This is a genomic window from Pseudomonas sp. CCNWLW23, assembly GCF_037095675.1.
Taxonomy (GTDB): domain Bacteria; phylum Pseudomonadota; class Gammaproteobacteria; order Pseudomonadales; family Pseudomonadaceae; genus Aquipseudomonas; species Aquipseudomonas atacamensis.
This window is the reverse complement of the sequence record NZ_JBAWKM010000003.1, coordinates 360,386-384,182: the sequence shown is the minus strand read 5'-3', so window position 1 is coordinate 384,182 and position 23,797 is coordinate 360,386. Positions and strand designations below refer to the sequence as shown.

3 protein-coding genes are annotated in these 23,797 nt (G+C 64.1%); all 3 read right to left on the bottom strand.

Annotated elements, in window-relative coordinates:
• Nucleotides 1-63 precede the first annotated feature (63 nt).
• Genes V8J63_RS07075 through V8J63_RS07065 form a run of 3 tightly spaced genes read right to left on the bottom strand, consistent with a single transcriptional unit; the run spans nt 64 to nt 23,613 of the window.
• Nucleotides 64-12,378, bottom strand: coding sequence for a non-ribosomal peptide synthase/polyketide synthase (locus tag V8J63_RS07075; protein ID WP_336463820.1), 12,315 nt, complete (start codon nt 12,376-12,378; stop codon nt 64-66).
• Between the two features lie 13 nt (nt 12,379-12,391).
• Nucleotides 12,392-20,215 carry an amino acid adenylation domain-containing protein gene (locus tag V8J63_RS07070; RefSeq protein ID WP_336463819.1) on the bottom strand — a complete coding sequence of 2,608 codons (7,824 nt, stop codon included), beginning with the start codon at nt 20,213-20,215 and terminating at the stop codon, nt 12,392-12,394.
• Nucleotides 20,212-23,613, bottom strand: coding sequence for an amino acid adenylation domain-containing protein (locus tag V8J63_RS07065; protein WP_336463818.1), 3,402 nt, complete (start codon nt 23,611-23,613; stop codon nt 20,212-20,214). Before V8J63_RS07065 ends, V8J63_RS07070 begins: the two co-directional genes overlap by 4 nt.
• Nucleotides 23,614-23,797 lie beyond the last annotated feature (184 nt).

Here is a 23,797-nt window from a genome sequence, read left to right as displayed (position 1 = left end):
AAATCCTTGTATCCGCAATAGAACGGGCGCGCCTGGGCAGCGCCCGCGCAAAAGGCCGGGTGATCAACCCACCCGCGCCATGCAATGTTCGATCAACGCTTCAAGCTCGCGCTGGTAATCGCTCATCAGCGCATCCATGGTGCCGGCGCGGTAACGCTGACTGCTGTAGATGCAGCGCAAGGCCAGTTGCCCGTCATAGACCTGGCCGACGATTTCCAGCCAGTTGCCCAGGTTTGCCTTGAGGCTGTAGTTGTCGCCGGTCTCTTCCAGTGCCGGCACCAGCAACGCCTGTTCATCGAAGCTCTGGTCGAACTGCCCGAGGTAGTTGAAGGTCACCCGTGCCTGCGGCAATGCAGCCAGTCGCGCGGAGACTTCCGGCCCGGCCAAATGACGCAACACGCCGTAGCCGATGCCCTTCTGCGGTACGCCCGCCAGTTGCGCCTGCACATCGATGATCGACTGGCCGATGTCGTCGCCGTCCGGGCGCAAACGCACCGGGAACATGCTGGTGAACCAGCCGAGGCTGCGGCTCAGATCGATCGATTCGAAGAGGTCTTCACGACCGTGCCCTTCAAGCAGAATCAGCGCCGACGGTTGCTCGCTCCAGCGGCACAGGGCGCGGCTGAGCGCTGACAGCAGCAGGTCGTTGATCTGCGTGCCGTACACCGCCGGGGCCTGTTTGAGCAGTTGTTCGGTGTGCTCACGGGACAGTTTGAGCCGTGCCTGCGCCTGTTGCCGCACAAGGTTCTTGCCGCGCGGGTTGTCGCACGGCAGATCAACGCCCGGTTGATCCAGTTGCTCCAGCCAATAGTTCAATTCCTGCTCGGCAATCACCGGCGCCTGCGCCTGCAACGCTTCGGCAAACGAACGGTAACTGCTGGTACGAATCGGCAGCTGCGGCGTCAGCCCCTGCACGCACGCCTCATAAGCGACTTTCAGATCGTCGAGCAGAATCCGCCACGACACGGTGTCGACCACCAGGTGATGAATCACCACCAGCAACCGCGCCTGACCATCCGGCAAGGCCACATGCATGACCCGCCAGACCGGCCCGTCATCGAGTTTGAGGCTGCGCTGCGCGAGGTTGGCCAAGGCTTCGACCTCTTCGCTGCTTTGCGCTTCGCGGCGCCACAGCACAGCCTCGTCGGATGCGCTGGTGCTGTAGCGCTGCAACCAGCGCCCGCCGTCGTTGGAAAAACGCAGGCGCAGCGAATCGTGATGTTGTTCGATCAAGCCCAGCGCCTGTTCCAGGGCATCGAGATCCAGCGGCTGACGTGCACTGAGCAGCAACGACTGGTTGTAGTGATGCGCCTCGGCCATGCCTTCGGCGAAGAACCACTCCTGGATCGGCAGCAGATTGAACGCGCCTTCTGCGGCAACCTGAGTCAGGTCCGGCAACGCTTGCCCGGCGCCCTCCTTCGCCACTTGCTGCTCGACGATGCCGGCGATGGTTTGATAGCGCATCAGATCGCGCAGCTTCAGTTCCATCTGCAGGGTCGGGTGGTTTCGCACCCGCGAGATCACTTGCAGGCTGAGGATCGAATCGCCGCCCAGTTCAAAGAAGTTATCGCTGATACCGACCTGCTCGACCTGCAACACCTGCGCCCAGATTTCCGCCAACAGGCGTTCCTGCTCGGTGCGCGGGGCAACATATTCGTCGCTTTTGAACTCCGGCTCCGGCAGGGCCTTGCGATCGAGTTTGCCGTTGGGCGTAACCGGGAACGCGCTGAGGCAGACGATCTGCGCCGGCACCATGTATTCCGGCAGCGAAGCACGCAGCCCGGCCTTGAGTCCATCGCCGATATCATCACCCGTGGCGGTGACCACATAACCGATCAGTTGCTTGCCGGAGGCATTGTCGCGGGCAATCACCAGCGCATCGCTGACCGCCGGCAACTGACGCAGGCTGGCCTCGACTTCGCCCAGCTCGATGCGGAAGCCACGCACCTTGACCTGATGGTCGATGCGCCCGACGTAATCGACCACGCCGTCCGCGCGGCGGCGCACCAGATCGCCGCTGCGGTACAGGCGCTCGCCGGGCGCAAACGGGTTGGGCACGAAGCGTTCGCCGGTCAGGTCGGGGCGCCCGTAATAACCGCGAGCGACGCCGTAACCGCCGATGTACAACTCACCGGCAAAACCCGGCGGCAGCGGATTCAGATCGTCGTCGAGCACGTACAGCGACCGCGCACCGACCGCGCGGCCGATCGGCGCATACGCCGCTTCGCAGTGCTGGCTGATGGCGACTTTCCAGAGCATCGGCGTGACCACGGTTTCGGTCGGGCCGTAGCCGTTGGTGAAGAACTGCGGACGCAACGCGGCTTTGACCTGTTCGAAGGTCTGCTCCGGCACCGCATCGCCACCGAAGCAGTAGATGCGCACTGGCGGCGGTGCGATGCCGCTGGCGGCGGCGTACTCGGCGAGTTGCTTGAGATAGGCCGGCGGGAAGCAGGCGATGGTCACGCCGTAATCGTGCAGGGCCTGATAGGTCTGCTCCGGCGTCCACAGACATCCGTCGCGGATCACCAGACGCCCGCCGCTGTACAAGGTACTCAGCCAGCGTTCGTGAGCGCCGTCGAAAGCAAACGACATGAAGTGCAGCTCGCAACTGCTGGCGTCCATTTCGTACAGCTCGGCGATGGCCTGGCAGTGCATGCTCAGCGGGCCTTGAGTAACGGCCACGCCTTTCGGCCGTCCGGTGGAACCGGAGGTGTAAACCAGATAGGCCAGGCCTTGCTCGTGAACATCGCAGACCGGGGCCGCATCGCTGTAGAGACTGCGATCGAGTTGATCGATTTCCAGACGCCGCACGCCTTGTGGTGCAGGCAACGTCGCGCGCAGGCTGGTTTGCGTCAGCAGCAGGGCCATGCGCGAATCTTCGATCATGTACGCCAAGCGCTCGGGCGGATAATCGATGTCCAGCGGCACGTACGCCGCACCGCTCTTGAGCACGGCGAGGAAGCTCACCAGCATTTCCAGCGAACGCGGCAACGCCACGCCGATCACCACTTCCGGCCCGGCGCCGTGGGCGGTCAGGCACTGCGCGAGTCGATTGGCCTGCCGCTCCAGCTCTGCGTAGGTCAGGCTTTCGCCGGCGCACTGCACTGCGATCGCATCCGGTTGCTGTTGCGCATGACGGCTGATCAGCTCCGGCAGCAACTGCGGCGCGTGGCGGTGGGAAGGCTCGGCACTCCAGGTCTGCGCCGCTTGCCATTGTTCGGCGGACAGACGCTGCAAGTTGCCCAGCCGCTCATACGGCGCGGCCATCATCGCCGCGAGGGTGTTTTCCAGGGTCAGGCGAATGCCTTGCACCGCCTCGGCGCTGAAGTGGCTGCGCAGGTACAGGTACTCGATCGACAACTCGTCGCCGAGCATCACCGCAAGGTCCATCGGCACATTGGTCACACCGTGGCCGATGGATTTGCCGAAGGTCAGCTCGGTGTCGGTTTCTTCCTGCAAGCGCTCGTCGATCGGGAAGTTCTCGAACACCACGATGCTGTCGAACAGCGCCTGACCACCGAGGTTCGACCAGCGCTGCACATCGGCCAGCGGTGCCTGGGAGTAATCACGAATGTCGAGGTTGTAGGCCTGCACTTCCTCCAGCCAGTCGGCCAGACGCTGATCGGCCTGTGGGGTCTGAATGATCGGCAAGGTGTTGATGAACAGGCCGAGCATGTTGCCGACGTTCGGCAGACTTTCCGGGCGCCCCGACACGGTGGCGCCAAAGGTCACCGTTTGCTGGCCGGTATAACGCTGCAACAGCAGCAGCCACGCGCCCTGGATCAGTGTGTTGGGGGTGATGCGCAGGTCGCGGCAGAACTCCAGCAGGCGTGAGGTTTGCGCTTTGTCCCAGCTCGAATAGATAGCATCGTGACCGGTAACGTCGGCGCTGTGACGCGGGTGCATCGCCTGACTCAGCGCGGTCGGTTCGTTGACCACCGCCAGACGCGCCTTCCAGAACAGCTCCTGGGCATCCTGATCCTGCGCCTGCAACCAGGCAATGAAGTCGCGATAGCGGCCGTTTTCGCCAGTCACCTCGCCCGTGGAGTAGTACTGCAAGACCTCACCGAACAGCCGCGAACTGCTCCAGCCGTCCATCAGGATGTGATGGCTGGTCCAGATCATCTGGTACTGCTCGTCGCCCAGCTGCAGCAGGGTCACCCGCTGCAAACGCGCCTCGGCCAAGTCGAAGCCCAGCGCGCGATCAGCGCTGGCGAACTCGGCAATCGCCGCCTCGCTGCAATCCTGCTCGCGCCAATCGAGCACCTGCATCTGCAGCGGCGCCTGGCGATGGACGACCTGAAGCGGTTTGGCCAGGCCGTCCTGCCAATGGAAACTGGTGCGCAGGATCGCCTGACGCATAATGATGAATTCCCAGGCCCGGCGGAAACGCTCAACGTCGAGGCCCTTGATCGGCAGGCTGACCTGTTGCACATAGAGGCTGCTGCCGTTATCCGACAGGGTGTGGAAGAGCATGCCTTCCTGCATCGGCGACAGCGGATAGACGTCTTCGATCAGCTCCGCCGGCACCGGCAAGGCATCGAGCTGCGCCTGATCCAGTTGCGCCAATGGGTAGTCGGCGGCGCTGGCGGATTGCGCGTCTGCCAGCGAAACCACTGCGGCCAGTTTCTGCACGGTCTGCTGCTGGAACAGGTCTTTGGGCGTGAAGCAAATGCCCTGCTGCCGCGCGCGGCTGACCAGTTGGATCGAGATGATCGAATCACCGCCGAGGGCGAAGAAATTGTCGGTCACGCCGACCTGCTCGATCTTCAGAATGTCCTGCCAGACCTCGGCCAGCTGCTGCTCCAGCGGCGTCGACGGCGCGACGTAATCGCGTTGTGCCTGGCTGGCATCCGCTGCCGGCAAAGCCTTGCGATCAAGTTTGCCGTTGGGTGTCAACGGCAACTGTTCGAGGAACAGCCACTGCGCCGGCACCATGTAGTCCGGCAGATGCGCCTTGAGCGCGGCTTGCAACTCAGCACTCAGCGCGTCCAGTTGCGCGGGGCTTTGATCGGCCTCGGCCGGTACCACATAAGCCACCAGTTGCTGGCCGCCAACGCCGTCCACCGCCAGCACCACGCCTTCGCGCACGCTGGCCTGGGCCAGCAGACGCGCTTCGATTTCACCCAGTTCAATACGGAAGCCACGCACCTTGACCTGATGGTCGATGCGGCCGACGTATTCGATACGGCCGTCGTCCATGAAACGCGTCAGGTCGCCGGTGCGGTACATGCGCTCGCCGTTGCTCGCCAACGGGTTTGGCACGAAACGTTCGGCGGTCAGGCCCGGGCGCAACAGATAGCCACGGGTGATGCCGTCACCGGCCAGATACAGCTCCGCTGCGATGCCGAGCGGTGCTGCCTGCAATTGCCCGTCGAGCAGGTACGCGGTGGTGTTGCGCAGTGGCCGGCCGATATTGGCCTGGCCACCGAGTTCGCGACGGGTCCAGGTCGAATACGTGGTGTCTTCGGAAGGCCCGTACAGGTCGTAAACGTGGGCGACCGAAGTCTCGCGGTACAAGGTGTCGACCAGCGCTTGCTTGAGCGGCTCGCCGGCCAGATTGATGATGCGCACGCCCGGCGGGATCTGGCCGATGCGTTGCAACGCGGCAATCGCCGACGGCACAGTGTTGATCAGGCGCACCTGATCACGCTCGGGCAAGTCCGCCAGCTCCAGAGCATTGCGTGCCATGACCATGGATCCGCCGCGCGCCAGGGTGACGAAAATCTCCCACACCGACAGGTCGAAGCACACCGACGTCGAGGCCAGTACGCCTTGCAGATCGTCCTCGCTGTAGACCTCGGCGGACCACTGGATCAGCGCCTGTACGTTGCGATGGGCGATGGCCACGCCTTTCGGTTTGCCGGTGGAACCGGAGGTGTAGATCACGTAGGCCAGATTGGCCGAGTCGGCGCGCGCCGGCAGGTTGTCCGGTGCCTGCGCGGCGAACGCCTCGCCGCCGGCCTCGACCAGCACCACTTGCGCTTCGCTGGATGGCAGTTGCGCCAGCAACGCTTGCTGGGTCAGCAGGACTTTCGCCTGGCTGTCGTCGAGCATGTAGGCCACGCGGTCGGCCGGGTAGTCCGGGTCCAGCGGCACGTAGGTGCCGCCGGCCTTGAGCACTGCCATCAGGGCGATCACCAGTTCCGCCGAACGCGGCAGCGCCACGCCGACGCGCACTTCGGCGGTGACACCCAGTGTCACCAGATGCCGGGCCAACTGGTTTGCCCGCCGGTTCAGTTCGCCGTAGCTCAGCGCCACGCCGGCATGACTCAACGCCAGTGCCTGCGGATGCGCCGCCACCCGTGCTTCAAAGCTCTGCGAGATCAAGCGCTCGGCCGGATAAGCCGCGTGATTGTCGTTCCACTGCGCCAGCGTCTGCCGTCCGGCCAGCGGCAGCAGACCGATCTCGCCGAGTGCCCGTTGCGGCGCTGCGATAAATTGCTCGAGCACTTCACGCAAATGCGCCGCCAGAGCAAGCACGCTGCGTTCGGCAAAGTGCTCGGTGAGGTAGTTGAAATCGAGGTTGAGCACTTCGCTGGCGCCAGCAATCAGGGTCAGGCCGTAGTTGGTCTGCTCGCGATGCTCTAGTCCGGAAAAACGCAGCCCGCCCGGATTGGCCTCCAGCGCTTCGGACACCGGGTAGTTCTCGAACACCAGCAAAGTGTCGAACAGCGCTTCGCCACTCAATGCGGCCAGACGCTGAATGTCCTGCAACGGCGTCTGCTCGTAATCGCGCAACAGCAGGTTCTTGTCCTGCACGCTGCGCACCCAATCGCCGACGCTGAGGCTGGCCTGCGGGCTGGCGATCACTGGCAAGGTGTTGATGAACAGCCCCAGTTGCTCCTCGATGCCCGGCAAATCCACCGGCCGCCCGGAAACCGTAGCGCCAAACGCCACCGTGGCCTGGCCGGTGTAGCGCTGCAACACCAGCAGCCACGCTGCCTGCACCAGACTGTTGAGGGTCACCTGTTGCTGACGGGAGAAGGCGTTCAGACGCTGGGTCAACGCTTCGTCGAAATGCAGACGATGCATCTGTTTGCCCGGCCCCGGCACGGTGCGTCCGTGGCAGGCCGAGGCCAGTCGAGTCGGCTCGTCGAGTTCGGCCAGTTGCCCGCGCCAGAATTCCTGTGCCCCAGCCTTGTCCTGGCCTTGCAGCCAGACCAGAAAATCGCGGTAGCGACCCTGCGCGCTCGGCACCGGCTGGCCGGCGTAATCCTGCAGCACTTCGCCGAACATCCGCGAGTTGCTCCAGCCATCCATGAGAATGTGGTGACAGGTGAAAATCAGCCGATGCCGATCGGCAGCAGTACGCAGCAGGCACAGGCGCAACAGCGGCGGATTCTGCAGATCGAAGCCACGTTCGCGGTCGGCCTGCGCCCATGCTTCAAGCACCGCCGGCAGATCGGCGGCATCGCGCACATCGATTTCCGGCATTTCCAGGGTCAGTTGGCGGTTGATCACCTGCAACGGTGCATCGAGGCCATCACGGCCCCAGATGAAACCGGCGCGCAGCACTTCATGGCGATCAACCACCCGTTGCCAGGCTTGCTGGAACCGCGCAACGTCGAGGCCGTCGATGTCCAGCAGCATCTGATAGACGTAGGCGCTGGCGTCGGCGTCGTACAGGCTGTGGAACAGAATGCCCTGCTGCATCGGCGCCAGCGGATAAATGTCCTCGATGCGCTGGGCGGCAATCGGCAGGCTGTCCAGATGCGCCTGGGACAAACCGGCCAGCGGCACGTCGGACGGCGTGAGGCCGCCCGCATGGCTAAGGCAGTGGTCGATCAATTCGCTCAGTGCCACTTCGTAGGCGCGGGCCAGCGCGGCGATGGTCGCCTCCTCGAAGACGTCGCTGCTGTAGGTCCAGGTCAGGCTCAACTGGCCCTGATAAACCCGGCCATCGATGGTCAGCCAATTGGCCATCGGCGCGTTTGCGTCCTGACCGGCGCCCTTGTCTTCGGTGGCCGGCCGCCACAAGGCGTCTTCGTCGAAGTTGTTATCGAACTGGCCGAGGTAGTTGAACGTCACCTGCGGTTGCGCCAGTTCACGCAGCGCCGCTTGTGCGTCGGCGGTGCCGAGATAACGCAGCAAGCCATAGCCGATGCCCTTGTTGGGGATCGCGCGCAGTTGCTCCTTGATGCCTTTGATCGAGCTTTCCAGGCTGGCGTTTGGTGTCAGGCGTACCGGGAACATGCTGGTGAACCAGCCCACGGTGCGGCTCAGGTCGATGTCATCGAAGAGGTCTTCGCGGCCATGGCCTTCGAGCTGCAGCAACGCGCTGTCGCTAGCGGTCCACTCGCAGAGCACCCGCGCCAGTGCGGTCAGCAGCAGGTCGTTGACTTGAGTGCGGTAGACCGCCGGAGCCTGTTGCAGCAATTGGCGGGTACGTTCGGCGTCCAGCCGCGTGTCGACGCTGCGTTCGAAGCGGTTGTTCAACTGGCCCTGCGGATGGTCCAGCGGCAAACCGAGCGGCGCGTCGCGCAACTGTTCGCGCCAGTAACTCAGTTCGCTGCCCAGCGCCGCGCTGCGGGCACGTTCTTGCAGGCGCAAACCCCAGTCCTTGAACGCGCTGGTCTTGGCCGGCAGATGCACGCTCTGTTCGCTGCTGATCTGCTGATAGGCGCTTTGCAGGTCTTCGAGCAGGATCCGCCACGACACGCCATCGACCACCAAGTGATGAATCACCAGCAACAGACGCTGACTGGCGTCCGGCAAATCGATCAGCGCCGCGCGGATCAGCGGGCCGTTGTGCAGGTCGAGGCTGCGTTGCAGGTCCAGGCACAGCGCTGGCAATGCCGCGCTGTCGTCCAGCGTAAAGCTGCGCAACAAGTCTTGTGGCTGATCCGCCGCGCCGTGGCTTTGCTGCCAGCCCTGCTCGGTTTGGCGATAACGCAGACGCAAGGCGTCATGCTGCTTTTGCACCTGCGCCAGGGCCTGTTGCAGCGCCGTGGCTTGCAGGGTTTTCGCCGGGGTCAGCAGGATCGACTGGTTCCAGTGATGCCGCGCCGGGATGTCGCTGTGGAAGAAATACTGCTGGATCGGCGTCAGCGGCGCGTCGCCAAGCACTTCGCCCTGCTCCGTCTGCACCGCGTCGCTCTGCTGCGCGACGGTGGCCAGACGCTGCACGGTCTGATGCTGGAAAATATCCTTGGGCGTAAAACGAATGCCGGCCTGCCGCGCGCGGCTGACCACTTGAATCGAAATGATCGAATCGCCGCCCAGCTCGAAGAAATTATCGTGAAGCCCGACCCGTTCGACCTTGAGCACGTCCTGCCAAATCTCCGCCAGACGCTGTTCCAGTTCGCTGCGCGGCGCCGCGTAGGCCTCTTGCACGTGCGCAACGTCCGGCTGCGGCAGTTGTTTGCGATCGAGCTTGCCGTTGGCGGTCAGCGGCAGTCGGTCGAGGAACGCCCAACTGACCGGGACCATATAATCCGGCAGGGTTTCGCGCAGGTGCAGCTTGATCGAATCACGCAGCGCGCCCTGCTCGTCCGCGTTCAATGTCTCAACCGGCACGACCCAGGTCGCCAGTTGCTGGCCGCTGAGGCCGCCCACCGCCAGCACCACCGCTTCGCGCACCTGTGGATGCTTGAGCAGTTGCGCTTCGATTTCACCGAGCTCGATGCGGAAACCACGAATCTTCACTTGGTGGTCGATACGGCCGATGTACTCGATCACCCCGTCGCCGCGCAGCCGTGCGAGGTCGCCGGTACGGTACAGACGCTGGCCAGCCTTGCGGTTGAACGGGTCGGGCACGAAGCGGGTGGCGGTCATGCCGGCCTGATTCAGATAACCACGGGCCAGACCGGCGCCAGCAATGTACAACTCGCCGATGCAGCCTTGTGGCACCAGGTTGAGCGAGCTGTCGAGCAAGTACCACGACAGGTCGACAATCGGCGCGCCGATCGGGCTGCTGTGATTGCTCTGCAGATCCGCCAGCGACAACGGCCGGTAGGTCACGTGCACGGTGGTTTCGGTGATGCCGTACATGTTGATCAGCGTCGGCGCGCGGTCGCCAAAACGCTCGAACCACGGACGCAGATTTTGTACTTCCAGCGCCTCGCCGCCGAACACCACGTAACGCAGGGCATTGCTGCGGCTCGACTCGCAGGCGACCTGCATCAACGGCTTGAATGCCGACGGCGTCTGGTTCAACACCGTGACGTTTTCATCGCACAGCAGCGTGTAGAAATCCTCCGGCGAACGGCTGACATCGTGCGGCACGACCACCAGTTTGCCGCCGTACAACAGCGCGCCGAAAATCTCCCACACCGAAAAGTCGAACGCGTAGGAATGGAACAGCGTCCAGCTGTCCTGCGCGCCGAATTCGAACCACTGCTCTGTGGCGCTGAACAGGCGCATCACGTTGCCGTGCGGCAGTAGCGCGCCCTTGGGTTTGCCGGTGGAACCGGAGGTGTAGATGACGTAGGCCAGATTGTCCGGCGAGGTCAGGCATGGCGGGTTGCTTGCGATGCCGTGTTCCGGCGTTTGATCCAGATCGAGGCAGATCAGCCCCGGCGGCAGCGGCAATTGCCCGAGCAAATGCCCCTGGGTCAACAGCAATTGAATACCGCTGTCGTCGATCATGTAGCTCAAACGGTCATCCGGGTAGCTCGGGTCCAGCGGCACATAGGCGCCGCCCGCTTTCAGCACCGCGAGAATGGCGACAATCATCTCCAGCGAACGCTCCACCGCCACGCCGACGCGCACATCCGGGCCGACGCCGTGCTCGAGCAGCGTATGCGCCCACAGGTTGGCGCGGCGATTGAGCTCGGCGTAAGTCAGGCGTTGCCCGGCACAGCTCACCGCCACCGCATCGGCATGCCGCTCGGCCTGGGCCTCGATGGCTTGCTGGAGGCACTGAGTCAGCGGTTGTTCAATCAGCGACGGATTCCATTGCGCCAACAGCTGTTGCTGCTGGCCGGCGTCGATCATCGACAATTGGCCGATGCGCTGGCTCGGCTCAGCGACGATCGCTTGCAACAGCGCGGTCCAGTGCTGCGCCAGGCGCTCGATGGTCGCGGCGTCGAACAGGTCAGTGGCGTACTTGAGCGCCGCTTCGATGCCGTGGGCCTGTTCGGTGGTGTTGAGGGTCAGGTCGAATTGCGCAGTCTGGCTCTGCCACTCCAGCGGTTCGATGTTCAGGCCGTTCAGGCGCGTGGCGACGCTCGCACGGCGCTCGGCCTGGTGGTTGAACATCACCTGGAACAGCGGGCTGTGACTGAGGCTGCGGCCCGGCTCCAGCGCTTCGACCAGTTGCTCGAAGGGCAAATCCTGATGCGCCTGCGCCTCCTGCGCGGTCTGTTTGACCTGACGCAGCAGTTCGATAAACGGCAGCTCTGCGTCGATGTCCGCCTTGAGCACCTGGGTGTTGACGAAGAAGCCGATCAGGCGCTCGATTTCCACCCGGCCACGGTTGGCCACCGGCACGCCGACACGGATGTCGCTTTGCCCGCTGTAGCGATGCAGCAAGGCCTGAAACGAAGCCAGCAGCAACACGAACAGGGTGACGTTTTCCTGCCGGGCAAAGGCCTTGAGGGCATGGCTCAGCGCCGGATCAAGAATCAGGTTATGGCTGGCGCCGGCAAAGCTTTGATCGACCGCGCGCGGGCGATCCAGCGGCAGTTCCAGCACCGGTTGTTCGCCGCCGAGTTTTTTCTGCCAGTAGGCCAGTTGGCGCTCCTGCTCACCGGCCTCCATCCACTGGCGCTGCCACAAGGCGTAATCGGCGTATTGAATCGGCAGGGCCGGCAGACCGGCGTCGTGACCGAGGTTGAAACCGGCATAGAGCTGCACCAGTTCCTCGATCATCACTTGCAGCGACCAGCCATCGGAAACGATGTGATGCAGGGTCAGCACCAACACATGCTCATCCGGGTTGACCTGCAGCAGCGCGGCACGCAGCAACGGTCCGTGCTGCAGGTCGAAAGTCTTTTGGCTCTGGGTCTGGACGAAAGCTTCGATCGAGTGCTCCGGGTCATTCGCCAGCTCAGCGCTCAGGTTGTGAGTAGCGAGGGTAAAAGGCCCTGCGGGCAGGACCACTTGCAAGGGTTGCGCGCTGTCTTGAGAGAACACCGTGCGCAAGGTTTCGTGGCGCTCGATCAGCGCCGCAATGCTGCGTTCCAGTGCCGGCACATCCAGCGGCCCCTGCAAGCGCAGGGCCGTCGGAATGTTGTAGGCCGCGCTGTGCGGTGCCCACTGCCACAGGAACCACTGGCGCTGCTGAGCGTAGGACAGCAGCAACGGCTCTTCAGCCGTGCGCTTGAAAACCGGGGCAATGTCAAAGAGGTTGACGCCTTTCTGCTTGAGCAGAACCGCCAGAGCCTTTCTTTGCTTAGCCGAAAGTTGTCCTACCGACTCGATTAACTCTTGCACGCGTTTTTCCCTCTCAAGAAATCAGTTTTTCCAGATCATCGAGGGATAGACGTTTGAGGGCCTCCAGTGATTTAGCCAATTCATCCTGAACGGGCGACATTTCGACGCGCAGCGCTTCGATCCGCACGCAGAAATCCTTGAGCGTGTCGGTCTCGAACAACGCCTTGAGCGGCACCTTGTCGCCCAGACGTTCCTGCACCCGGGTCACCACCAGCGTCGCCAGTAACGAATGGCCGCCGAGCTGGAAGAAGTTGTCCGCCAGCCCTACCCGCTCGACTTCCAGCACCTCCTGCCAGATCGTCGCCACCTCCCATTGCAGATCGCTTTGCGGCGCCTGGTATTGCTCTTGCGTCGGGCTCTCGCCCAACGCCATCAGCGCCTTGCGATCGAGCTTGCCGTTGGGCGTCAGCGGGATCGCGTCGATCAGGTGGAGGTGCCCCGGCACCATGTGCGCCGGCAAGCGACTGGCCAAGGCATTGCGCACCCGCTCGGCCAGCGTCGACCGCTCGCTGTCCGGCGCAGCGACGAGGTAGGCATGCAGGTGTTTGCCGGCGGCGCCGTCCTGCGCCAATACCACCGCCTCACGAATATCGTCGAGTTCCAGCAGGCGCGCTTCGATCTCGCTGAGCTCGATGCGGAAACCGCGAATCTTCACCTGATGGTCGGCGCGACCGATGTACTCGATGTTGCCATCGTCGCCCTGGCGCACCAGATCGCCGGTGCGGTACAGGCGCTCGCCGTTGCTCGCGTAAGGATTCGGCACAAAGCGTTCGGCGGTCAGCGCGGCGCGGCGCAGATAGCCGCGCGTCACCCCGGCACCCGCCAGGTACAGCTCGGCCGCCACGCCCTCGGGCAGCACCTGCAACTGACTGTCGAGCAGGTGCGCCACGGTGTTGTCCAGTGGCCGGCCAATGTTCGCCCGGCCCTGCGGCGTGCGCAGGGTGAAGGTCGAATAAGTGGTGTCCTCCGACGGCCCGTAAAGATCGTAGACCTGCCGCACCTGAGTGCTGGCGTAGAGGCTGTCGACCAGACTCTGCTTGAGCGGTTCGCCGGCCAGATTGATCGTGCCGACCGAAGCCGGAATCTGCCCGGCCCGTTGCAACGCGGCAATCGCCGACGGCACGCTGTTGATCAGCGTGACCTGATCGCGCACCGGCAAGTCCGCCAGCGCCAGGGCGTTGTCCGCCAATACCAGGCAGCCACCGCAGGCCAGCGTGACAAAGATTTCCCACACCGACAGATCGAAGCAGATCGAGGTCGAAGCCAGCACGCCGCGCAATTGTTCTTCGCGATAGACACCAGCCGACCATTGAATCAGCGCCGACAGATTGCCGTGACTGATGGCTACGCCTTTCGGTTTGCCGGTGGAGCCGGAGGTGTAGATAACGTACGCCAGATTGTCTGCCGCGAGATTAACCAGTGGCGCAGCATCCGGGTATTCGCTGGCGACGTTCTCGTCCACCAGCAGCACCTGCGCACTCAAGGTTTCGGGCAGCATCGCCAAGGCCGCTGGCTCAGTGAGCAGCACCGCCGCGCGGCTGTCGTCGAGCATGTGCAGCAAGCGCTCCTGCGGGTAATCCGGATCGAGCGGTACGTAGGCGCCACCGGCCTTGAGGATCGCCAGCAAGCCGACCAGCATCTGCGGCGTGCGGCGCATGCACACGCCGACGCGCACCTCCGGCCCGACGCCCATGCCTTGCAGCTTGTGCGCCAGACGATTGGCCTGGGCATCGAGGCTTTGGTAAGCGATGGATTGCTCAGCGAACAGCACCGCGTTCGCCTGTGGCTGTCGCTGCACTTGCGCGGCGATGTGCGCCAGCACCGTGCGTTGATCCGGCGCGGTCGCCGGCGCCTTGCCCCACTCGATCACTTGTTGCCGTTGTGGCTCGGCGAACAGTTGCAGCGCGCCCAGCGGCTGCGTGGCGTCGGCGAGGAACTGCTCGAGCAGACCTTGCAACTGCGCACTCAACGCGCGGATCGTTTGAGCGTCGAAGCTGGCCTGATCGTAACTTACGCCCAGACTCAGCTCGCGGCCGGTGACCGCCACCAGCGTCAGCGGGTAGTTGGTCTGCTCCTGACGGCGGATTGCCGAGAACTTCAGACCCGTCTGCGGGCCCTGCGCCAAGGCCTCGGCCATCGGGTAGTTTTCGAACACCAGAATGCTGTCGAACAACGCGCCGGCACCCGCCCCGGCCCAGCGCTGAATGTCATACAGCGGCGTGTGTTCGTGCTCGCGCAAGGCCAGGTTGAGGTCTTGCACCTGTTGCAGCCATTGGCTGACGCCGATTTCCGGCGATGGCGCCGCCACCACCGGCAGGGTGTTGATGAACAGACCGATCTGTTGCTCGACACCCGGCAAATCCGTCGGCCGCCCGGCGACCGTCGCGCCGAACGCCGCGTGATCCTGGCCTGTATAACGCTGCACCAGCAGCAGCCACGCCGCTTGTACCAGCGTGTTGAGGGTGACTTTCTGCTCGCGGGCGAAGCGGTTCAGTTCGGCGGTCAGCGGTTCGCTGAACACATGCTGGTGATCGGCATAGCCGCTGGCGGCGTGCCTGACCGGTATGGCGCTGGCCAGTCGCGTCGGCTGTTCAAGGTCCGCCAGCGCCGCACTCCAGAACTGTCGACTGGCCTGCTGATCACGCTGGCCGAGCCATTCGATGTAATCGCGATAACGCCCCTGCCCTGCGCTCGGCGTGATGCCGGCGTAGCGTTGCAGCACTTCGCCGAACAACTGCGAAGTGCTCCAGCCGTCCATGAGGATGTGATGGCAGGTGTAGATCAGGTGATGAGTGTGCTCATCGATGCGCACCAACGTCACGCGCAACAGCGGTGCGTCGAGCAGATCGAAGCTGTTATGCAGATCTTCAGTGGCCAGATGATCAAGTGCTGAATCAAGGCCGGCGCGACCGCGCCAGTCCTGCACTTGCCACGGCATCTGCACGCGGCTGCGCACCACTTGCACCGGCGCGGCGGCATCCTGCGGCCAGACGAACGCCGTGCGCAAAATGTCGTGGGCATCGAGGGTCTGCTGCCAGGCCTGGCGGAAGCGCTCGGCGTCGAGCTGCTCGACGTCGACGCGCAGCTGATTGGTGTAGGCCGGGCTGTCCGGCTCGTTGCGGCTGTGGAACAGAATGCCTTGCTGCATCGGCGACAGCGGGTACAGATCGACGATGTCACGCGGCGCCATCGGCAGCGCCGACAGCTGCGCCTGGGTCAGGTTGGCGAGGTTGAAATCCGAGGGTGTCACGCCACCGGCGCCGCTCGCGCAGCAATGTTCGATCAGGCGTTGCAGTTCGCGGCGATAGGCCTCGGCCAACGCCTCGATGGTCTCGGCGCGGTACATGCCGCTGCCGAAGGTCCAGGTCAGTTCCAGCTCACCGCCGAGAACCTGTCCGTCGACGCTCAGCCAATTGCCCAGCGGCGCTTGCCCATCCTGATTGGCGCCGGTGCTGTCAGCGCTTGGCACGAACAACGCGCCCTGCTCAGCGCTGAACGCGCCGTCGAACTGACCGAGGTAATTGAAGGTCACCCGTGGTTGCGCCAGCGTCTGCAACTCGGCAGCACGCGTGAGGTAACGCAGCACGCCATAACCGATGCCTTTGCCCGGCACCGCACGCAGTTGCTCCTTGATCGCGCACAGCGACGCAGCGGGATTGGCCTGCGGAGTCAGGCGCACCGGGAACAGGCTGCTGAACCAGCCGACCGTGCGGCTCAGGTCGACGTCGTCGAACAGGTATTCACGACCATGGCCTTCGAGCTGGATCAACACCGACGGCTGCTCGCTCCAGTCACACAGCACCCGCGCCAATGCGGTCAGCAACAGGTCGTTGATTTGCGTGCGGTAGGCCGCCGGGGCGACTTTCAATAGCTTGTCGGTCAGTGTCTGGCTCAGGCGCGTACTGGCGCGAGCGGCCTGGGCGCGGGTCTGGCTGTCCACGGCGAAATCTTGTGGCAGTGCCGCGTCTTCCGCCGCCAGGGTCTGGCGCCAATAATCGCGTTCGCCGGCAAGCGCTTCACTCTGCGCATAACGATGCAACTGCTCGGCCCAGTTGTGCAGCGAACTGCTCTGGCCTGGCAACACCGGCGCCGTCCCCGCCGCCAATGCGTGGTAAGCCTGCTGCAAGTCCTCAAGCAGAATGCGCCACGACACGCCGTCGACCACCAGGTGATGAATCACCAGCAACAAGCGCTGCTCGGCATTCGGCATAGTGACCAGCACCGCGCGCAGCAAATGCCCGCGTTGCAGGTCCAGGCTGCGCTGCGCCGCGTCGGCCACGGCCGGCAAGGCATCGAGACTGTCCAGCTCGCGCAGCCAAAGCAGTTCGGCATCGCGCTGAGTCTGCGGCAACGCCTGCCAGCTATCGCCCGACTGCACAAAGCTCAAGGCCAGCGCTTCGTGCTGCTCGACCAACGTCGCCAGCGCCTTGCGCAAATGCACGGCGTCCAGTGCCAGGGTCGGTTGCAACATCACCGCCTGGTTCCAGTGCTGGCGCTGGGCAATCGGCGTCTCGAAGAAGCGCAACTGGATCGGCAGCAACGGCAACGGCCCGCGTGCCACTGGTGCCGCGACGGCAGCCGATTTGGCTTCGATCAGTTTGGCCACAGCAGCCAGTTGGCCGATGGTCTGTTTTTCGAACAACTGCTTGGGGCTGAGCTTGATGCCCTGGCGCTTGGCCCGGGCGATGATCTGCAAGCTGAGGATCGAGTCGCCACCCAGCTCGAAGAAGTTATCGCTGCTGCCAACCCTTTCGAGCTTGAGCACTTCGGCCCAGATCGCGGCCAGTTTCTCCTCGATCTCACCGACCGGCGCGACGAACTGCTGGCTGACCACGCCGGGCACTGGCAAGGCACGCTTGTCGAGCTTGCCGTTCGCGGTCAGCGGCAAGTGGTCGAGTAACAGCAACTGCGCCGGCACCAGGTAATCCGGCAGCCGCGCCTGCAACTGCTCGCGCAGTTCCTGCGCCTGCACCTTCGCGCCCACTGCCGGCACGCACCATGCCAGCAGTTGCAGGCGCGCCGGGTCGTCATCCAGTGGCAGCGCGAGCACGGCGGCTTCGCTGACACCGTCGAGGCTGAGCAACACCCGCGCGACTTCCGCAGGCTCGACACGGTAGCCGCGCACTTTGACCTGATCGTCGGCACGACCGATGAATTCCAGCGCCTGCTCGCGATTGCGCCGAACCCGGTCGCCGCTGCGGTAGACCCGCGCGCCCGCTGCGCCGAACGGGTCGGGCAGGAAACGTTCGGCGGTCAGCGCCGGCTGATTCAGGTAACCAAGGGCAACGCTGTCGCCGCCGATGTACAGCTCACCGGCGACCTGATCGGCTACCGGGTTGAGCACATCGTCGAGCACATAGACATGGGCACCGGCCAACGCCGTACCGATCGGAACACTGCGCGCCTGGGCGGCGAGTTCTTCGACCTCATGGGTCAGCACGCCCACGGTGGTTTCGCTCGGCCCGTAGTGGTTGATCAGGCGGCAGCCCGGCTTCAGTTGCTGCACGCGCTCGACCAGTGCCGGCGAACAGGCTTCGCCGCCGACGATCAGTGCGTGTTCCGGCAGCACATCGGCAGGCTTGGCCGCCTGCAACAGCGCGGCGAGATGCCCGGGGACGATCTTCAGCACGCCGACGCGATGGCGGGCCATGTATTCGGCAAAGCGATCCGGGTCGAAGCCGAGTTCTTCCGGCAGCACATGCAGCAGTCGGCCCGAGCACAACGCGCCGAACAGCACGGTGAAGCCAAGGTCGGCGGCGATGGTCGAGACCAGCGCCATGCTCGCCTCGGGCGCCGGCGCCAGACGTTCGAGTACGCCGCGCACGTAACTGCCCAGCGCGCCGTGGCTGACCAGCACGCCCTTGGGTTGCCCGGTGGAACCGGAGGTGTGAATCACGTAGGCCGGCGACTGCGCATACAGCGTCAGCTCAGGCGCGGACGTCGGCAGCGAGTGCCATTGCCCCGGCGCAAACTCCAGACCCTGACAGCCCTCACCCGCCAGTTCGCTGAGCCGTGCGTCGCCTTCAGCACCGATCATCGCCCGCGCCTGCGCAGCGCCGAGCATCTGTTGCAGGCGCGCGCTTGGCGCCTTGACGTCGAGCGGCATGTACACCGCGCCAGCCTTGAAAATCGCCAGCAGGCAAGTCAGCCAGTCCAGCGAACGTTCCAGCAGCACCGCCACCGGGTCGCCGACATCGACGCCCTGCGCACGCAAATAATGGGCGAGACGGTTGGCTTGTTCATCCAGCGTCTGGAAAGTCACGGTTTGCTTGAGATCCCGAGCGGCCAGCGCCTGTGGCTGCCGCGCCACTTCACGCGCCCAGTGTTGCAATACCGTCAACGCCGGTTCGCGTTGGCTGGCAAGCGCAGCAGGCCGTGGCGTCGCTACCATGTGCAATGGCGCCTGCGGCGAGTCGAGCAACTGGGTAAACAGATCCAGCAACATCGGTACAAAACCGGCGACCGTTTCCGCCCGATAGAGATCGCTGGCGTAGGTCATCTGGCCGTGGATCAGCGCGCCGTCGTCGGTGATATCCAAGGCCAGATCGAAGTGCGTGCCGTCCTTGGCCAGCGGGTATTCGCTGACGGTCAGGCCGGGCAAGGCCATCGAGCGTTGTTTCTGCATGCCCACGTTCTGGTTGAACTTGGCCTGGAACAGCGGGTTGTGGCCCAGGGTGCGTTCGGCGACCAATTCGTCGACGAGTTGCTCGAACGGCAATTCCTGATGCGCCTGCGCGCCGAACGCCGCTTCACGCACCTGCGCGAGCAAATCGGCGAAACTGCCGCGCTCATCGACCTGGCAACGCAGCACCTGGGTGTTGACGAAGAAACCGATCAGTCCCTCGACTTCGGCGCGGCCACGGTTGGCATTCGGCACGCCGACACGAATGTCGCGCTCGCCGGCCAGACGCGAAAGGAACAGCGAGAACCCCGCCAGCACCAGCATGAACAGGCTGATGCCCTGGCTGCGCGCAAAAACGTTGAGCTGTTGCGACAGGTCGGTGCCGAAATCAAAGCTCAGGGTCTGTCCTGCAAAGCTTTGCGTCAGCGGTCGGGCAAAGTCCGGCGCCACTTCCAGCAGCGGATGTTCGTCGCCTAACTGCTGACGCCAGTAGTCGAGCTGGCGCTCGCCCTCGCCGGCCTCCAGCCAGCGCCGCTGCCAGATCGCATAGTCGGCGTACTGCAACGGCAGCGCCGGCAGTTGCGGCTCGCGCTGCAGGCTGAACGCCTGATAGCACTGCACGAATTCCTTGACCATGACGTCCATCGACCAGCCATCGGAGACGATGTGATGCATGCTCACCACCAGCACGAACTCATCGTCGGCCAAAGCAAACAGGCTGGCGCGCAACAACGGGCCGTGGCGCAGATCGAACGGCTGTGCGGTGACGTCTTGCACGTGTTGCGCGAGCACTTGCTCACGCTCTTGCGCGGCGATGCCGGTCAGATCAAAGCGGTCCAGTGCAATTTTCTGCTGCTCGAGAATCAGCTGATGCGCTTGATCGCCGTCGGTGTGAAACACCGTGCGCAACACTTCATGGCGCGCCAGCAGATGATCGAACGAGCGGCTCAGGGCTGACTCATTCAGCGAACCTTTGAGGCGCAAGCCAGCGGCCATGTTGTACGCGGCGCTGTGCGGCTCCAGTTGCCAGAGAAACAGCAGGCGCTGCTGGGCGAACGACAGGGGAATCTGCGCGCAGTCGTGGCGGCTGACCGGCAGCGGCAACAGGCTGAAATCCTTGCCCTCCTCGCGCAGCTTGGCGAGAAACAGCCGACGCTGTTCCAGCGGCAGGCCGACGAACCTTTTTGCAATACGTTCCGCCATCGTGCCGCTCATACTTCTTCTCCTTGCAAAGCATTCATGAACTGATCCATGTCGGACCAGTCGTCGTCGCCGCTCGCCTCGGCCAGTTGCCCGAGCACCTCGGCGAGATCCGCCAGCAGCGGTTTTTCGAACAGGCTGCGCAGCGGCAGCACCACCCCCATCTGCTCCTTGACCCGCGCAATCACCTGCGCGGCCAGCAACGAATGGCCGCCCAGTTCAAAAAAATGATCGTCCAGGCCCACACGCGGCACGTGCAGCACCTCGGCCCAGACCTGCGCCAGACACTGCTCGGCCGGCGATTGCGGGGCGCGGTAATCGCCCTGCAACTGCGCCGGATCCGGCGTCGGCAAGGCCTTGCGGTCGAGCTTGCCGCTCGGCGTCAGCGGCAGGTCCGCCAGCAACAGCAGATGCCCCGGCACCATGTAATCCGGCAGGCTGGCTTGCAGCGCGGCGCGGGTCTGCTGACGGAAGGCCGTTTGCGTTGCCGCGCTGGCGAGCACCGCAGGTTCTGTCACAACGTAGGCGACCAGTTGCGCACCGCCGGCGAACGGCACCGCCATCACCACTGCTTCGCGAACGCGCGGACATTGCTGCAAGCGCGATTCGATCTCGCCCAGTTCGATGCGGAAGCCACGAATCTTCACTTGATGATCGACCCGGCCGACATATTCCAGCGCGCCATCGCCGCGCAGCCGCGCACGGTCGCCGGTGCGGTACAGGCGCTGGCCATCGGCGAAAGGGTCGGCGATGAACCGCTCAGCGCTGAGGCTCGGCTGACGGTGATAACCGCGCGCCAGCCCCGGCCCACCGATGTACAACTCGCCCACCGCACCTTGCGGCAGCAGGTTCAGATCATCGTCGAGCACGTACAGACGCCGCGCTGCCAGTGCGTGGCCGATCGGCATCCCACGCCACGACACGTTCTGCGCGGTCAGCGCGGTGCAGTCATGAATCGTCGAGACCACCGTGGCCTCGGTCGGGCCGTAGGTGTTGAGCAGGCGCACATGGCCGAGCCCGGCCTGTTGCCACAAGCGCAAACCGTCCACCGCCATGGCTTCGCCGCCAACGTGGATCTGCCGCAGCGCGCCGAAACTTGACGGCGGTTTCGCCGCGTATTCCTGCACCAGCCAATACCAATAAGCCGCCGGCAGGTCGGCCAGAGTGATGCCCTGATCGTGGATGACCTGATGCAAAGTCGCGCTGTCCCACAACGGCGCGTCGCGCATGACCACGCTGGCGCCGTGGCACAGCGGTGGGAAAAACTGCTCGACGAAGCCATCAAAACTGCTGGTGGCGAATTGCAGAACCCGGTCGCCTTCGCGCAGATCGCTGTAGTCGATGGCGCGGGCGATGAACTCGCTGAGCGCGCCATGACTGACCGCCACGCCTTTCGGCCGCCCGGTGGAGCCGGAGGTGTAGATCACGTAAGCGAGGTTGTCAGCCTCGACCGTGACCGGCAGGTTGTCGCTCTGCCCGCTGGCGGGCAATTGCTCCAGACACAGGCACTCGATGCCATCCAGTGGCGGCAGCTTGGCGAGGCTTTGCTGATCACTGAGCAACAGTTGCAAACCACTGTCAGCGAGCACATGGCGCAAGCGTTCGGCCGGGGTTTGCGGATCCAGCGGCACATAGGCACCGCCGGCCTTGAGCACGGCCAGCAGCGCCACCGCCAGTTCCAGCGAACGCCCCAGCGCGACGCCGACCAGCACGTCCGGGCCGACACCCTGTGCGCGCAACTGATGGGCCAAGCGATTGCTGCGGCTGTTGAGTTCGTCGTAGCTGAATGCCCGTGAAGGCGCGGTGGCCAACAGCACCGCCGGCATTTGCGCAGTGCGCACGACTTGCGCTTCGAACAAGCTTTGCACGCTGATAAGGCGAGGCGCTGGCGCTGTGGCCTGGATCAACCCGTGGCGTTCGCTGTCGGCGAGCATCGCCACTTCGCCGATCAACTGCTGCGGATTACGGCACACCGACTGGAGAATGTTGCGCCAATGCCCGGCCAGCGCGGCGATGGTTGAAGCATCAAAAATATCCGTGGCGTAAGTGAAGGCAGCAAACAGTTGCTCGCCCTCCTCGCGGGTGTCGAGCATCAGGTCACTGGTGGCCGCGTGTTGCCGAGCGCTGCCAGCCAGTTGCTCTTCGCTCAGATAACCCACGCGCAAGCCTGAAGCGAGTTGCGCCTGATGCAAATCGGTAACCAGCGGCTGGTGGTTGAACATCACTTGAAACAGCGGATTGTGGCTTTGGCTGCGCGCCGGTTGCAGGGCTTCGATCAGGGCGTCGAACGGCAGATCCTGATGGGCCTGAGCACCCAGTGCAGCCTGGCGCAGGCTCTGCAGCAGCTCGGCGAATGGCGTTTGTGCAGTGACCGCGCTGCGCAGGATCTGCGTGTTGACGAAGAAGCCGATCAGGCCCTCGGTTTCACTGCGGGTGCGGTTGGCGATCAGCCCGCCGACACGAATATCGGTCTGGCCGCTGTAGCGATGCAACAGGGTCTTGAACGCTGCCAGCAACACCACGAACAAGGTCACGCCCTGACGCTGGGCAAGGTTTTTCAGTTCTTCGCGCAGGGCAGCGTCGATCACTGTTTCCAGGCGTGCGCCCTGATGGCTGGCTTGCGCCGGATAAGCGCGGTCGGTGGGCAATTCCAGCACAGGATGTTCGTCGCCCAGTTGCGTGCGCCAGTAGTCCAGTTGCCGCTCGCGCTCACCGGCCTCCAGCCAGCTGCGCTGCCACAGTGCGTAGTCGCGGTAATGCACGCTCAACGGCGCCAGCGTCGGTTCACGCCCGGCGACCAGCGCGTCGTAAGTGCGCATGAATTCGTCGATCAGAATGTTCATCGACCAGCCGTCGGCGATGATGTGGTGCAGGGTCAGCAGCAGCACGTGTTCTTGCGCGGCCAGGCGCAACAGCCGCAGACTCAGCAGCGGGCCGTTCTGCAGGTCGAAGGCCTGGGTCGCCTCGGCCATCATGTGCTGCTGCGCCAGCGGCCAGCGCTGGGCTTGGGGCAACTCGCTCAGGTCAGTCACGGGTAGTTTCAGTGGCTTAGGTTCGGCCACACGCTGGAAGGCCCGCTCGCCGTCCTGGCCGAAGGTGGTGCGCAAACATTCGTGGCGCGCCGCCAAACGGCTGAAGGCTTGCTCCAATGCCTCGACTTGCAATTCACCATCCAGACGCACCGCCATCGGCAAGTTATAGGCTGCGCTGGTCGGCTCCAGTTGCCAGAGAAACCACATGCGCTGCTGCGCGTAAGACAGGCCGTCACGCTCGGCGATGCCGTCGCAGGCGGTCATGGGCAGCTGCGCAAAATCGATGCCTTCGCGGGCCATGCCGGCGAGGAACAGACGGCGTTTGTCCTGGGGCAATTCGATAAAGCGGCGGGCTAGTTTCTGTGCGTCTGCGGCATTCATGCGTGGAGTCCTTGCTGATCGGCGGCGTGACCTGGAGACCCGGTCGTATCAACAAGAACGAATGGCCCGCGCGATGATTTAGCGCGCCAGCGGCAATCACGGCCCGACGGTACAAAGGCCAGACAGACAAATGCCGAAGCCGGTACAGGCCCGGATTCGGCATTTGAGTTGAAGAGTGGCGAAG

What these genes read in the sequence shown, in the direction of transcription:
- V8J63_RS07065 (WP_336463818.1), bottom strand. Translation starts at nt 23,613, where the DNA reads ATGAATGCCGCAGACGCACAGAAACTAGCCCGCCGCTTTATCGAATTG.
- V8J63_RS07070 (WP_336463819.1), bottom strand. Translation starts at nt 20,215, where the DNA reads ATGAGCGGCACGATGGCGGAACGTATTGCAAAAAGGTTCGTCGGCCTG.